At 52.9% G+C, this 14,060-nt stretch carries 13 protein-coding genes; 2 read left to right on the top strand and 11 right to left on the bottom strand.

Translation table 11 applies throughout. The features are described from left to right. Nucleotides 1-84: 84 nt before the first annotated feature. The 4 genes from EPN93_13185 to EPN93_13170 form a co-directional block, all read right to left on the bottom strand. The gene (locus tag EPN93_13185; GenBank protein ID TAL33832.1) at nucleotides 85-1,272 is read right to left on the bottom strand and encodes a hypothetical protein; all 1,188 of its coding nucleotides are present in this window, start codon (nucleotides 1,270-1,272) and stop codon (nucleotides 85-87) included. Further along, nucleotides 1,269-3,197: a hypothetical protein gene (locus EPN93_13180; GenBank protein ID TAL33831.1), complete on the bottom strand. Its 1,929-nt coding sequence runs from the start codon at nucleotides 3,195-3,197 to the stop codon at nucleotides 1,269-1,271. The genes EPN93_13185 and EPN93_13180 overlap by 4 nt, the downstream gene beginning before the upstream one ends. Nucleotides 3,198-3,332: 135 nt before the next feature. Next, nucleotides 3,333-4,118 (bottom strand): DUF2490 domain-containing protein, encoded by a 786-nt coding sequence (locus EPN93_13175; protein ID TAL33830.1) that lies wholly within the window; start codon nucleotides 4,116-4,118, stop codon nucleotides 3,333-3,335. 22 nt (nucleotides 4,119-4,140) lie between these two features. Continuing rightward, a complete protein-coding gene (locus EPN93_13170; protein ID TAL33829.1) occupies nucleotides 4,141-5,175 on the bottom strand; it encodes a phosphoribosylformylglycinamidine cyclo-ligase in 1,035 nt (344 codons plus the stop codon). Between the two features lie 175 nt (nucleotides 5,176-5,350). Here EPN93_13170 and EPN93_13165 point away from each other — a divergent pair, with 175 nt between their 5' ends. Continuing rightward, complete coding sequence (locus EPN93_13165; GenBank protein ID TAL33828.1) at nucleotides 5,351-6,166, top strand: hypothetical protein; 816 nt, start codon at nucleotides 5,351-5,353, stop codon at nucleotides 6,164-6,166. Here the strand turns inward: EPN93_13165 and EPN93_13160 are convergent. The 7 genes from EPN93_13160 to surE all read right to left on the bottom strand — a co-directional run bounded on the left by EPN93_13160 (nucleotide 6,138) and on the right by surE (nucleotide 13,821). Next, nucleotides 6,138-7,790, bottom strand: coding sequence for a fused response regulator/phosphatase (locus tag EPN93_13160; GenBank protein ID TAL33827.1), 1,653 nt, complete (start codon nucleotides 7,788-7,790; stop codon nucleotides 6,138-6,140). The genes EPN93_13165 and EPN93_13160 overlap by 29 nt on opposite strands. A gap of 124 nt (nucleotides 7,791-7,914) precedes the next feature. Then, nucleotides 7,915-9,558, bottom strand: a complete 1,644-nt coding sequence (locus EPN93_13155; GenBank protein TAL33826.1) for an NAD+ synthase — start codon at nucleotides 9,556-9,558, stop codon at nucleotides 7,915-7,917. Between the two features lie 6 nt (nucleotides 9,559-9,564). Then, the gene (locus EPN93_13150; protein TAL33825.1) at nucleotides 9,565-10,881 is read right to left on the bottom strand and encodes a HEAT repeat domain-containing protein; all 1,317 of its coding nucleotides are present in this window, start codon (nucleotides 10,879-10,881) and stop codon (nucleotides 9,565-9,567) included. 114 nt (nucleotides 10,882-10,995) lie between these two features. Further along, entirely contained in the window at nucleotides 10,996-11,604 is a 609-nt protein-coding gene (locus tag EPN93_13145; protein ID TAL33824.1) for a TetR/AcrR family transcriptional regulator, read from the bottom strand. Between the two features lie 388 nt (nucleotides 11,605-11,992). Then, entirely contained in the window at nucleotides 11,993-12,235 is a 243-nt protein-coding gene (locus tag EPN93_13140; protein ID TAL33823.1) for a hypothetical protein, read from the bottom strand. A gap of 72 nt (nucleotides 12,236-12,307) precedes the next feature. Beyond that, nucleotides 12,308-13,015, bottom strand: a complete 708-nt coding sequence (locus EPN93_13135) for a tetratricopeptide repeat protein (protein ID TAL33822.1) — start codon at nucleotides 13,013-13,015, stop codon at nucleotides 12,308-12,310. Further along, nucleotides 13,003-13,821: a 5'/3'-nucleotidase SurE gene (surE, locus tag EPN93_13130; GenBank protein TAL33821.1), complete on the bottom strand. Its 819-nt coding sequence runs from the start codon at nucleotides 13,819-13,821 to the stop codon at nucleotides 13,003-13,005. Before surE ends, EPN93_13135 begins: the two co-directional genes overlap by 13 nt. Before the next feature lie 121 nt (nucleotides 13,822-13,942). Here surE and EPN93_13125 point away from each other — a divergent pair. Next, nucleotides 13,943-14,060, top strand: a 118-nt coding sequence (locus EPN93_13125; GenBank protein TAL33820.1) for a zinc ribbon domain-containing protein, incomplete at its 3' end; no start/stop codon positions are given.

Below are 14,060 nucleotides of genomic sequence, written 5' to 3'. Positions count from 1 at the left end.
CGCGAATGAGTGCCCTGCCCGATGATTAAGGGGTCGGCTTTAGTTCTGGATTAATGAGACAGCGGCGATTTGAATGCAAGAAATTTATATGAACCTTCCCGAATATTTTCGGGGGTTGACAAGCTTGTATAGCCATGAAAGCCCGGCGATGATCGAAACGAAAAAAAGCACGAGGATAATGGTCCTCCAATAGGGCAGGAGCCTGGAGCCGCTTCCCACGGCAAAAGCGTAGGGAACGAATCGGCCCCCGGGATAGGGATATATTTTTATTGTATAGGATGCGTCCCGGGAAACCTTGATGGGCCATTCGAATTCCTTAAGCCATGGCTGCGTCGAGGCGACGATCGCATTGTTCTTGTCGAGGAGGTCGACCTGGAAATAGTCCTGCCTGGAAAGAAAGTACAGGGTGTGCCTTCCTTTCGAAAGCTGGATTGAATAGCTGCGGCAGCTTTCTCCGGGGAGGACCGAATCGACGATGCCGGCCAAGTATTTCTGATCCCACATGTGCACGCGTGATTGAACCGCCTTGAGCATTTCATTGAATGCGATCCTGTAGGTGAAAAATCTCTTTATGCCGTTTGTGCTCTCATCGTCATAATAGGATGCATAATATGCTTCGCCCTTTCCGCGCTCCAGGCGCGCGAGTATCGGTCCCGTTTGCGTGCCCCGCGGAGTATCGAACTGCCCGTCCGCCAGGGTTTCTGAATCGCCTATCGACTGGAGGGCCACCCATCCGGAGTGCGGGACCGACCTTGAGAGACGGTCCATGGAATAGTAACTCCTGAGCTCTCCATACAGGTAAAGCTCGAGGGGTCCCGAGAGACCCATGAATGGAAAATCATCGAAGAAGGTAAATTCCCCGAATGCCCCGTCGAGGAGATGGTAAGAAAACCCCGAAAAATATCCCAATCCACCGGATTTGATAAAATCCCGTATGTTTTGATACGCTTTATGCGTATCGACCTCGTAATAGTCTTCTTTCAGGAATACTCCCTGGATTGAGGTTCCCCGCGAGAGAATGTTCACGTTCGCCTCGAGCGGGCTCTCTATTCCCGAAGGGAAAAAAATTGCCCTATAGCTTTCAAATACGAGCGGATCCTCGAGGTCTGCATAGCGAATAAGCGTGCACGGTATCTTGTACAGGGCGAGCGTTTTCTCCATAGGATCAAACTGGCTTCGGACGACCGCGATCCCCTTTTCCTGGGAATAAACGGGAAGACAGAACGAAAATAACAGCAGGCAGGCACAGCATACGATGGTCGTTGATTTCATGCATTTTTACCGGAGAGTTCCTTCAATTCGCGTAATAAATTCTTTCGCTCAGCGAGGTCGTTGTAAAGTTCTTCATTCATGCACTCCAGGGCGAGCTGGTAGGCGAATGCGGCAATGAAGCCTATCAGCCCCCCGTCCATTGCCTGAGCCACCGGCTTATCGTGCAGGGTCCTTGACAAGGAAGCTTCCCGTTCAAAGGCGCGGACGGTGCACTGGTAATAGGGAATGGGTACGCCCTCCTCGTCAAACGAAACGGACGGCTTTCGGGTAAGCGGTTCCCTGGATGCGATGGGCGATGCAGCGTTCCCTCCCGCATCGATCCAGCGCTGGTGAAGAATCAGCAGCCGGTGATGAACGGCCGCCATTCTGTATAATAGATCACCCGCGACTCGTATGAATCGTTCCATATGGGCGAGCGAGCGCATCTTTCCCTGGAAGATAAGCTTAAGCTCGCTGCGGGAGAGAACAAAGGTCGGGTTTTTACTGCGAAATTCGTGCATTTCGCCGGTCAATTGAGAAAGCGTCGCGAGATCTTCGGCGAAGCAGGCGGCATCGAATATTTTTCCTTCGACCGGGTTACGTTTCTCGTCGAGGAAATAGACCGTGGTACCGTCCAGGAAAGGCGTAAAGCAATTCTTGAAATAATTTAGGCACACGTCGAGAAAGGTGAAAAAGTCATCTTCGAATATTGAGTCGTAATCCTTCTGCCTGCGGTCTATGCTTTTCCACTGGATCTCGAATGCCCTGAACAGGAGGCTCTGCCCTTCCGGTTGTAGACTCAGGTAACGGTAGAGTTCCTCGTAAGGGATCAACTGCTCTTTCACCCTCTCGAGACGGCGCTTTCTCCTGGATTCCTCGTCCTTGCCGAACCGCCTGAGCTCATCCATGCTGTAGTCCCACTCGGATTTGCTCACGCGGGGAGGATCTATCTCCAGGAATTCCTCAAGCTTCTTCGGCTCGATTTCCTTCCAGAAAACGAGTATCTCCATCAGGAGCATGAGCAGGTGGCCGAACGAGGATACGCCGTAGTGAGATGACAGATGCGCCGAGATCCGGTTCTCCGCGCGGATTCCCGGGGGGATGAAGGAACGGAGGAGCATGAGGTACTCGATAACCTGGCGCTCGCGAAGGGAATTATTTCTTTCCTTCTCATTTTTTACGGGTACCGGGTCGTTTGGAAACACCTCCTGCTTCCTGTATTCGGGGAGCATGCGAAGCTTCCCCTCGATGACGGAAATGATCTGCTCGCACAGGTCTACCTGGACACGCTGGAAGGAGAAAAAGGAATAAAGATAACCGCGAAGCTCCGATTCGAACGCGCTCCGGTCCATCCATCTCAGGGTTTCCTGGTCGAGGGACACGAGCGGGAAGCGCATGAGCCATCGATGCAGAAGCCGGATATAGTTAAATATGGTCGGATCCTCCATCGCAGGATCCTTCAAAATCTCGATCATGACATCCGGGAGGGCGAACGCCACCTTCTCCTGGTATACTGACAATTCCCTGAGGGCTTTCATCAGACGCGGAGACGGGACCAGCCTTCGCCTGATGGCAAATCCGAACCTGTTGGCGGCGTGGATTATATACCTGGTTTTAAAGAGTTTCAACGAACGATATTTCCGGTAGAGAAGAAAAAGGGAGCGGGAATTCGTTTCGATATGGCTTTCCGGCTGGACCTGGATCGTTCGAACGACGGCATTCCGCGCGGAGAGGGTCCTGGTACGGGCGGGCTGGACGGAATTCTGCGGTTTATCGGGGCAGCCCCTGATGAGCGAAATGATGGCATTGTACCGTTCCTCGGGCAGAAGCTCCGGGTTGTTCATGAGGGCGCGGACGACGTTCATCTTGGCCGGCGGGATTTCCTTTTGCATGAGCAGAAGCTTGGCTTTTCGCTCAACTTTGCGCGATTCGGTTTCCCGGTGCATGGCGAAAGTATGAGGTTTCCGGAATTATTGTCAAGTGAATATGCGCGGCGATACGCATGCGGCGATGAATGGCGCCGGGAACAATCCCGGCGCCTCCGGATGAGGGACGATATCGGAACCGCGCGACCGGTCCGGTCAGAGTCTTACGATATAATTAAACTGGATGAATGCGCAGTGATCGATGCCCAGCAGCTTGTGCGAGGAAGCGGGGTCGTACAGGGTACGAAGCATGTACTGGGGCGCGATCGAGGTAAACGGGGAAAACTTGTATTCCATTCCCGCCATAAACCTGTTCTCCGAGAATCCCTTGCGCGCGAACCCGGGCTCCGGGCCGGACTTGTTATTGCTGTCCTGCACCAGCCCCAAATAGGCCTCGTCCGCCAAGGTAAGTGCGACACTGCTCGTAAGCCAGTAATTCACGCGGACAAGCGGGCGAAACTGGAGACTGTAACCCTGCTTGTTGCTTCCCTCGGGAACCCGCGTGGTATGGAACTTATTTTCCAAGAATAAACGGGTAATTAGTTCAAGCCCATTGTGCGTGAACTGGATGACAGGGAGAAAGTCAAGGTTATGTGAAAAGTGATACATGTCACGATAGGCCGTGGGATATCCCTGGAAGCTGTACCAGAAGGGGAGCTTCAGGGTGAACTCGCCCGCCTGGACGACATATGCGGGACCGAAATAAAGCTCATTCAGCACGCTCGACTGAGCACCGTGGGGGGCGGCTGAATCCGCATCGTTCCGGCTGAATTCGTAGCTGTAACCCGGCATGATCGTGAACACCCAGTCCGGTGAGAAAAGCAGGGTGTAATTCAAATAGCCCCACGCGCGGAAGGTGCTGTCGGCATTCGCGGAATATGACGCGCGCGGAATGATGAGGAAAAGGACGAATAAAAGCGCTGCTATTTTCGAGGTGCGCATCAAGAACTCCTTGGTCTTTATTTCAGGCGAGAATCACCTTCGCGTCGTTGAATTGAATCACATCGCCGATTATCGCGGGGGCTTCCCCGGATTTCACCAGTGCTGCAATGAGAGAATCCGCATCCTTCGAAGTTACAACGATCATAAGGCCTATTCCCATATTAAACGTCGTGTACATTTCGCGGCCTTCGATCGCTCCCTCCCTCTGAATGAAAGGGAAAAGCGGATGCGGGTGAATTTTACCGAGTTCAATCCTGACGGCGGCGCCTTCGGGCAGGATGCGGGGAATGTTTTCGTAGAACCCGCCTCCAGTGATATGCACCATTCCCTTGATCGAGGCGCCGCCGGAAAGCGCGCCCAGTATGCTTTTGCAATAGATCCTGGTCGGGGTAAGCAGGGCCTCTCCAAGGGTCGATCCCAGCTCGTCGATCCTGGTGTCGACGGAATACTTTTTAATATCGAAAAGCAGTTTCCGTGCGAGGGAATACCCGTTGGAATGCAGACCCGACGAGGGGAGTCCGATAATTACATCTCCCGGCTTAATGCTCGACCCGTTGATGATTTTCTTCCTGTCGACCACGCCGACCGAAAACCCCGCGATATCGTATTCGTCGGGCGCCATTACCGCCGGATGCTCCGCAGTTTCTCCCCCCACCAGGCTGCATCCCGCCAGGGTGCATCCATGCGCGATACCGCTCACCACCGAGACAAGGGTATCCTCATGAAGCCTGCCGCAGGCGATGTAGTCGAGGAAAAAAAGCGGGGCCGCACCCGAGACCAGGATATCGTTCACGCACATCGCCACGGCATCCACGCCAATGGTGTCGTGCTTGTTCATCATCTGGGCGATTTTCAGCTTGGTGCCCACGCCGTCGGTTCCGGATACGAGTACCGGTTCTTCCATGCCCGGGAAGGCCCCGGAGTAGAGCGCGCCGAAACCGCCTATATCGGTGATAACCTTCTCGCTGAAGGTCGCCTTCACGATCGGCGCAATGCGTTTCACGAAACGGTTCCCCCCGTCGACATCGACGCCGGCGTCCCTGTAGGTGATTCCCATAAGTACCTCTCCTCCCCGGTGGGTCACCGGACCGTATCCGACGGGCCCGGGTGACGAAACCTGAACTGAATTTAAAAAACTATTGCCTATTTTAAACAAGTATTTTTCACTATGCGGGTCCGAATATTTCCCGGCGGGCGCCTGCTGTCAACCAGGGAACGAGGGGATTCCTGCCATGCCGCTGACCGATCGCGAGGTACAGACGCTCATCGCCAAGCTCAGGGGTAAATATGCCGGGTACGCCAAAAAATACAGCAAATCCTGGTTCAATGCCGACGCCTTCGAAGACAGGCTCCTGGTCGCGATAAAGAACCGGATGAACCTGGAGGCCTTTATCTTCGCGGAAATCGCCAATTTCGAAAAAACCAGGGAAAAGTACGAAAAGAAAAAGAACGCGAAAAGCTTCACCCGGCTTGTCGACCGTATCATGGAAGACAACATGGCCAGGGTGAAAAAATACACCCCCGTCTATTTCCACCCGCAGGCCGAGCTCGAAATCGTCCACTGTTACGGGGCCATCTCGGAGTTCGCATTATATCATTTCCCCGTATTCTGGCTCATTTCGAACGATATCGCAAAGGCCAGGATAATCGAAATCGAGGAAAGGCTTAATTTTCTCGCGCTGCCGTCGGGCACCAGGTACGCGAAGCGCATCCTCGACCATGTCATGATCCTGAACAGGCAGGCGGCTCCGTCGCGCGAGATGGAAATTGAAAAAGACAGGAATAATTACATGAAGGAATGCGCGTTCGAATTGCACGATGTCCACGATCTGTGCGAGGAACTCCTTGGAATGCGATCACCGGATTGGGAGATTCCGCTTCGATTCGACAAGCTGTTCATTGAAAAGGAGCGCGGGAAGAAGGTCGTTGAATTGTACCAGGGACTCACCGGATATGGAGCGATTTTGCAGCTCATGGAGGTCGCCTCGAATATCCTGGATGACTTCAGGCTGAGCGCGTTCAAGCGAAAGGATTCTCGCGCCTTTTAATGCATATCATGGTGATATCGTCGGCCTGGTTGGTGTACTCGTTGAACTCGTACACGCTGCCGATTATTTCCTGGATGATTTCGCGCGAATCCAGGGGCGCGATTTCCATGAAGTGCTTAAGGAGTCTCAATTCCCCGTAAAATTCCCCGGTTTCCGGTGAAAATGTTTCCGTGACGCCGTCGGTGTAGAATAATACCGCATCGCCCGGTGACAGGGCGAGCACGTCCTCCCCAAACGTGGCATTGTCGAAAAATCCGAGCAGCGGCCCGGTGCTATCCAGCATGCGGTTGGATTCATCGCGCTCCCTGTACCAGATCACGGGCGGGTGCCCCGCGGATGCGATAACAAGCTCCCCCAGGTGGAGATTAATTCTACACAGGATGGCCGTTCCGAAATAATTGATTTCGGAGATGTCTTGGAAGAGCAGGCGATTCACCTCGGTCAGCGTCGCACCGGGGGATAGATCCGGACGGGAGATACTCCTGAACAGGGACCGGATTTCATTTCCCACGTAGGACGACGCCATTCCGTGTCCTGAGACGTCGCAGAGCACGATCTGGTAGGTGGAATCATCCAGGTAGAAGCCGTCGAAAAAATCCCCGCTGATGTCATCGGCGGGCATGAAGGTGTAGCCGATATCGTAACCGAATAATGCGCTGAAATCGGGAAGCGCGGCGGCCTGGATTTTGCGGACCTTTGCGATCTCGGCCTTGTAGCGTTCGTACTGCGTATCGAGCTCGTGCTGGATGGAGATGCGCCTGAACATCATCGAGGCGAAATCCGTACAGAGGGAAACGAGGTTTTTTTCATCGGAATCGAATTCCCGGCCGCGCTGGAGCATCAGGTATCCCGCCACGGTGCTGCCAAAGGTGATGGGACTGATTATGCAGTGAGTAGTATCGGTCCCCGACTTCCTTTGAATTCGAAAGGATGCGGGTCCCGTTTCCATGTCCTCGAAACCGCCATAATTCCTGACGATGCGTTCAAAACGAAGGGGGGCGTCGTCCTTGAGGAACGAATGGTCGTACATTGAAACCGGTTTTCCGTTTCGGTCCCGCCGGACGACTTCGATATACCCGACGTCCAGAATTTCGTTGAACATCTTCAATTCCGACAGCAGTGAGGGCATATCGGACACATCTATGTTTTTCTGCATAAGCCTGTTTACGAAATAGAGCTTCTTCGAAAACTCGAGCTGGTAATTGAAGGCCGTAAACAGCTTGCTTTGAAAATCGATGATTTTCTTATAGCTGAGTATCTTCGATTTCACCTCGTAGGGAATGAACGGCTTGCGTATATAATCGTTTGCGCCCGATGCGTAGCCGCGTTCGATCGAGTCCTTTTCATCGGCCGCGGTGAGCATGAGGATGAAGAGTTTTTCATACTGGTGGTTCATGCGCAGCGCGCGGCAGATTTCGAACCCGTCCCCGTCGGGAAGGAGAACATCGAGCAGCACGATGTCCGGGTTGAACCGCACGAGGACATCCTGGAACGCCGCATAGGTGGCCACCGCGAGGAATTCGCATTCTTCCCTGAGCGTGTCTTCGAGTATGCGCCGGACGAGCCTGTCGTCCTCCAGCGCCAGCACCCGCAGCGGTATCCCCTGAGTTTCCATACCGGTCATTTCCCTGGTTCCCGGAAAAGTATAGCAGGCGGGCGCGGGTTCATTCAATAAGTATTTATGAGGGGCGATGAAGAAAATGCCAGGGGGAAGAGCCGGCGGAAAGAAATTCGGCCAGGCTGCCGATTCAGGGCTTATACCTCTGGGCGATGGGGATCCTCCTGCCCGAGCCGAATGCCTTGGAGGTGATCTTGAGCCCCGGCGCCCCCTGGCGACGCTTGTACTCGTTCCTGTCGACTTTGGCAAGCACGTCGCGGACCACGTGCGCGGGATACCCCAGGGCGATAATCTCCCCGGCGGAGTTCATTTTCTCTATGTACAGTTCGAGTATCTGATCGAGCAGGGCATAGGGGGGAAGGCTGTCCTCGTCCTTCTGGTTCTCCCGGAGCTCCGCGGACGGGGGTTTTTCGATGGTCGCGACGGGGATGATCTCCCGATCCCGGTTGACGTGATACGCAAGCCGATAGACGAGGGTCTTGGGGAGGTCCGATATTACCGCCAGCCCGCCGGACATGTCGCCGTAAAGGGTACAGTATCCCATGGCGAGCTCGGACTTGTTGCCCGTGGTGAGAAGCATGCTCCCGAACTTGTTGCTCGCCGCCATGAGGAGATTGCCGCGGATGCGCGCCTGGATGTTTTCCTCCGCAACGTCCTCGGGCATGTTCGAAAAAACCGGCTTGAGCATGGACCGGTAAGAATCGAAAATCTGCATGATCGGTATGGTCTCGACACGAATCCCCAGATTGCGCGCGAGCGCCGCCGAGTCGTCCACGCTTCCCCGGGACGAGTAGACCGAAGGCATCGTAATGCCCGTGACGTTTTCGGGTCCGAGCGCCTGGGCGGCGATCGCCGCCGTGAGGGCCGAATCGATGCCCCCGCTGAGCCCGATGACGACCTTTGAAAATCCGCATTTTCTCACGTAATCGCGCAGTCCCAGGACCAGTGCCCTGCGCACATCCTCGAGCTCGTCTTCCACGGGATAACCGATCGTTTCCGGGATATCGAGATCGACGACGACGAGGTCCTCCTCGAATCCCCGGGCCCGGGCAATGAACTCCCCCCGGGCATTCAGGAAAAAGCTGTTTCCGTCGAATACGAGGCTGTCGTTTCCCCCTACCTGGTTTACGTAAAGGATGGGGACCGATTCGCGCCGCGCTATTCCGGAGATCATCTCCCACTTGACGGTATTTTTTCCCTTCACATACGGGGACGCCGAAATATTGATAAGCACGTCTATGGATAATGCCGCCAGCGCGCGCACGGGATCGACCGGGTAACGCCGCAGTTCCATGGAGGAGCTTTCGTAGTCGGAATCGTTCCAGATATCCTCGCAGATGCAGGTGCCGATTTTCTTCCCCATAAACGTAAATGGGTGGATATTCCTGCCGGGAGAAAAATAACGCAACTCGTCGAAGACGTCATACGTGGGAAGCAGCACCTTGTGATACCGGGCCTGGATATGGCCGTTTTCCATAAAGGCAGCGGTGTTGAAGAGCATGGGTTTGTTGTGTACATCGAACTCGACCATTCCGCAGATAACCGCGATACCGTCCGCATGGCGGGCGATCTCTCCGGCCGCCGCCAGGTTGTCGTCGATAAGCTTGTCTCGTTCGAGCAGGTCCATCGGAGGGTACCCGATGGTGGCAAGCTCCGGGAATACGACGAGGTCCGCCCCGGTGTCCTTCGCGAGGCCGATGTACCGGATGATTTTCCGTGCATTGCCCTCGATATCGGCGATTATAGGATTTATCTGTGCCAGAGCGATTCGCATTTCGTGTCACCTCTCCAGGAACTGTTGAACCAGTTCCCTGAGCTTTTCACGCATCACGGGTTCCTTTTCGGAACTGAATATCGAAAAAAGTTGCGGAGTCACGGCCCTGTCCTGCAGCCGTTCGATTGCGTACAGGGAGGCCAGTCTCAGGTACTGGGTGTTGGAGGCCCCGAGTCCCGGCAGGAGGCGTTGCGCGCTTCCGGGCTGGCCCCTGAAGAGGCCGATTGTATTACTGAGTTCCGCCTTGAGGAAGCTGTCCTGGGCCGCATCAAGCGACTGCAGAAGGAGGGGCAGCGCGGACGGATCTCCTATTTCGCCAAGCGCAAAGGCTGCCTTGATCTTGAGCGCCCTGTTCTGGTCGTGCATCAGGATTCTTTCAAATCCCTTCATGCCGCCCGTGCTCCGGGATTTGAGCAGCATCTCGAGCAGCATATCCTTGATTTCATCGTCGGTTTCAAGATCGAGCTGGGTTGAGACCTGGTATGACGAGCCCGCGTTCACCACTTCCAGGAGACTCACTGCCGCGGCGTATCGAATTTCGCGGTGTTTATCGGCAAGGCACTGGAGCAACACATAAAGATTTTCCCGGTCATTGAATGCGCGCATGATGGTGATAGATTTAACCCGTACCTCCCACTCCGGGTCATTGAGGGCGAGGTTCCTGATAGTGACAAGATAATCGGTAAGCTTGTGGTTTTCTATGCATTTTAGCGTGAAGTATCGGACCGATTTATTGTCATCTTTTATCAGCTCCATGAGGATATCATTGATGCGCCGGTCATAAATATGAAAGAAGGCCTGGAGCGCATATACCCGGTAAATGGGATTAGGGTCTCGCGAAAAATTAAGCATGTAGGGCAGCATGCGGTCATCACCGATTCTCTTTAGTCCGAGAATAGCACTTTCACGCACATCATGGTGCGGGCTTTTCAGCTCCTCCACCAGGTGTGGTACGATTCCGCGCTCGCCTGTAGTTGAAATGAAATCTATTATTTCCTTTTTCAACGATACAGACTGGGTGGTGCGGAGCATATCCAGCCAGGTGGACAGGCTTTCCTTAATGGGAAAACTTTGCAGGGCTCGAAATGCCAGGGCTCCTTTCTTTTCGGTGGGGTTAGCCAGGATGATTTTTTTGAGGGAGGGGAGCAGGGAAACGGGCTTGTTGAGCGCGATGTAGTCCCGGGCTTCCCGCATGTCTTCTTCGGAGGAACTGATAATTTTAGAAATAAGGCGCGAATCGATTGAGTCCTCGGCCAGGGCGGGCATGGAAATCATCAGGAATGCGAGCATACAAAACGAAAGATTAAGCCGGGTTTTATTCATAGGTTCGATCACGCGCAGGAAATGTACGCAGAATTGGTCATTATGTCAATTAAACCGTCAATGAATAAAAAAGACCCGCTGCACGGGTCTTTTTGTCAGGGAAAATGATTCGATCTATTTCAACACGCCGTAAAGGTAGTTGCTGACTACGGCCTCTACAACTTCCTTGTCGAGCACGTTCATCTTTTTGCGGTCATAATCATAGACGACATACATTACACCGCCGATAAGCATGAGCGCGGTGATGTCCGGATTAACGTTCTTCTTGTAAACACCCTTCCGCTTGATTTCGTCCACGTCACGGGAGACTACTTTCGTTATGTATTCAAGAAACTTGGTGATCCGGGTTATAACCTCTTCGTCGATGCCGGCGATGTCTTTGTAGATGAGCTTGATTACGATAGGTTCCGAAAGGATCGTACTAATGCACGAAGCGACGCGCTCTGACTCGAATTTTACCATGGCCTTTTGGACGGGATTGGATTTGAGGAAATCCCTCAAGTCGTCCGGATCCATGATATCGTCAATTTTCTCTTCGACCGCTTCAAGAATTGCGTATAATATTTCCCTTTTGTTCCCGAAATACTGGTACACCGTTCCCCGGGCGATATTAAGCTTTTCACAGACCTGCCCGATATGGGTACTCTGAAATCCATTCAGTATGAACATCTCTTTTGCAGTATCGATGATCTGCTGTTTGCGTTTTTGTCCTTTTGCCGGCATATTCTTCCTCTGCAATGCTCGCGTTTTCCGGTGTCAATACCTGGTTTCCTGGCTGGCGTCGGTTCTCTTGAGCTTTCTTAACTCTTCGGAAATTGGTACCAGGGCTTCCTTGAGCTCCCGAATGAGATTCTCCGCCCTATCCTGTAATTCCCTGCTCATCGTTTCCGATCGCCCCAAACCGGGGAGCATGCACTCCTCATAGTATGTTTCAGAGACTTTATGGATATTTACAATAATTTTTTTATGAATAAATACTTATCAAGTATTGAATTTTTACGTCAACAACTTTTTATAACAATTTTAACCGGCCGTTATACTTTGGATGACGGGACGACGTAGCCGGCGCATCGGCGCTGCGCCAAACTTTTCCTAAGACGAACGCGCAGCATTACGCAAGCTTATTAACAAGGGACCCGAGATGGCTGCTGGTATTCACACGGCCCGGTCCTCCGCCGAGCACAACGTAGAGCAGGTTTTTCACCTCTTCCATGTTCATCACGACCCTGTCAAAATCAAAATTGGATCCGGCCGGCAATGGCTGTATGTCGGCACCCCTGACGGGCGCGTGGCTGTCATTGAACTGGGCGTGGCGTGTGATTTGGCTGGTATGCGCGAGTGTTCCGACTTCCATTTCCGTAACCTCCTTCCGTGGAGTTTATCTATTGATAGAATCGGCAGGATTGAAAAAATATAATAGAATTATTTATTTATTCTCATGATCAAGGTGCAAAAGCTCTCGAAGGTGGGCTTTAATTTCCTCTGAGTCCGGAAAGCGGGTATAAGCTTTTTTCAGGAAATTTTTAGCGCTTTCACGGTTCCCTTTTAAGAGCTGTATATAGCCAAGGGTATCCAGGTAGGCCGGGTTTTCGCGCCTTGCTTCAACGGCCCTTTTTGACAGGAGCAGGGCCTGGTTGAGATCCCCGCCGGTCTTGGCGATTACATAGGCTAGTGAATTACACGCGGTCGGATTTGATGGCTCAATGGAAAGTATTACCCCGTAGGTCTGCTTTGCGTCCGGAAGCAAGCCGAGTTTTTCCTGGCAATATCCTTTCATATTCAGGGCAATTACATCATGCGGGTTGAGTTTGAGTCCCGTTTCAAGATGAAACAGGGCGCCTCGGAACTCATTAATCTGTATCAGGCAATACGCCGCGAGTTTTCTGACTGTCAGGATGTCGACAAATGATGCGGGAAGCTTCACGAGCTTTTCGAAATACTCAAATGCCGTCCTGTGCAGCCCCGTCCGGGTGTAGCAGATGCCAAGATTGTAGAGAACCACCGGGTTTTCCCGGTCGAGTACCTCTGCGGCCTTGAGATCCTCGATGGCCGCGGAAAAGTCCTTTACTGTGCAACGTGCAGTCGCGGATTTTAAGAAAGCCCCGATTTTTTCATTTATATTCACTTCTTCCATGGACGTTCACCCTTGGACATGGATTGAAGGAGCGGGTAGTCGGTCGAATCCAGGGTCAGGGGTGTTATCGCTATCGCGCCCCGCTGCAGTTCGTAATAGTCGGTGGATTCCACCTCGTCGGTTTCTATCGACCCATTGAGCTGGAGGTGCATCCCCCCCTCATGCCGGTCGGTTATGATGTAATTATCGATGTAGCGGCGTTTTGAAAGGGAACAATATCGGATGCCCGATATTTCGTCGGCAGGTATGTCGGGATAATTGATGTTGAGACAGAACGGATGCGGGATATGTGAGTCGCCTATCGGATCAATGTATTCCATGATAAATCGGGATGCCGCTTCGAAATAATCGGAGGTGCGTAAACAGTCGATCGAAATCGCGATACCGGAGGTGCCGAAGATGAATGCGGTGCGCGCCCCGGCTACCGTTCCGGAAAAATAAACGTCATCCCCCAGGTTTGGCCCGTGATTGATACCTGAGATTACGAGGTCCATTTCCGGAATTAGCCCCGAATGCAGACCGATATTAACGCAGTCTGCGGGAAATCCCTCCACGGAAAACCGGTTATCCGACAATTTTTCAACCGCGAGGCCCCTGCGGACGGTTATTGCGCTCGAACAGGCGCTTTTTTCCTCGTGGGGCGCGATTACATAGATTTCATGACGCTCGCATAGAATGCGCGCCAAAATATTGATGCCCGCGGCATTAATGCCATCGTCGTTGGTTAGCAGTATATTCATTCGTCCCGCCTGAAAAGCTCCGACAGTCTCGCATTTTTTAAGGAATTTATGCAATAATTTATCCATACCATTCCCAATTTTAACGTTTCCGGCCCGGGATGTGATATGCAGAAAATATTTGACGCGGGAATAACCAGTGGTAGTTTTAAAAAGGGCGCATTTATAAAAACTGGTTCGGGGTCCGGATATGCCTGTATATGAGTTTCGCTGCAAAGGATGCGGCGAGGTGACTAGCGAGTTGAGAAAAATGGGCGATTTCGCCCCGGCAGTCTGTACGGGATGCGGATGCGCGGATACGGAGAAAA

The organism is Spirochaetota bacterium (assembly GCA_004297825.1).
Taxonomy (GTDB): domain Bacteria; phylum Spirochaetota; class UBA4802; order UBA4802; family UBA5368; genus FW300-bin19.
The sequence above is the reverse complement of the archived record's forward strand: the minus strand, read 5'-3'. Positions and strand labels throughout refer to the sequence as shown.

Excerpts from the sequence above, each read along its gene's own strand:
- surE (TAL33821.1), bottom strand. The coding sequence starts at position 13,821 with ATGGATAAATTATTGCATAAATTCCTTAAAAAATGCGAGACTGTCGGA.
- EPN93_13145 (TAL33824.1), bottom strand. The coding sequence starts at position 11,604 with ATGCCGGCAAAAGGACAAAAACGCAAACAGCAGATCATCGATACTGCA.
- EPN93_13135 (TAL33822.1), bottom strand. The coding sequence starts at position 13,015 with ATGGAAGAAGTGAATATAAATGAAAAAATCGGGGCTTTCTTAAAATCC.
- EPN93_13150 (TAL33825.1), bottom strand. The coding sequence starts at position 10,881 with ATGAATAAAACCCGGCTTAATCTTTCGTTTTGTATGCTCGCATTCCTG.
- EPN93_13185 (TAL33832.1), bottom strand. The coding sequence starts at position 1,272 with ATGAAATCAACGACCATCGTATGCTGTGCCTGCCTGCTGTTATTTTCG.
- EPN93_13175 (TAL33830.1), bottom strand. The coding sequence starts at position 4,118 with ATGCGCACCTCGAAAATAGCAGCGCTTTTATTCGTCCTTTTCCTCATC.
- EPN93_13140 (TAL33823.1), bottom strand. The coding sequence starts at position 12,235 with ATGGAAGTCGGAACACTCGCGCATACCAGCCAAATCACACGCCACGCC.
- EPN93_13180 (TAL33831.1), bottom strand. The coding sequence starts at position 3,197 with ATGCACCGGGAAACCGAATCGCGCAAAGTTGAGCGAAAAGCCAAGCTT.
- EPN93_13165 (TAL33828.1), top strand. The coding sequence starts at position 5,351 with ATGCCGCTGACCGATCGCGAGGTACAGACGCTCATCGCCAAGCTCAGG.
- EPN93_13155 (TAL33826.1), bottom strand. The coding sequence starts at position 9,558 with ATGCGAATCGCTCTGGCACAGATAAATCCTATAATCGCCGATATCGAG.
- EPN93_13160 (TAL33827.1), bottom strand. The coding sequence starts at position 7,790 with ATGACCGGTATGGAAACTCAGGGGATACCGCTGCGGGTGCTGGCGCTG.
- EPN93_13170 (TAL33829.1), bottom strand. The coding sequence starts at position 5,175 with ATGGGAATCACCTACAGGGACGCCGGCGTCGATGTCGACGGGGGGAAC.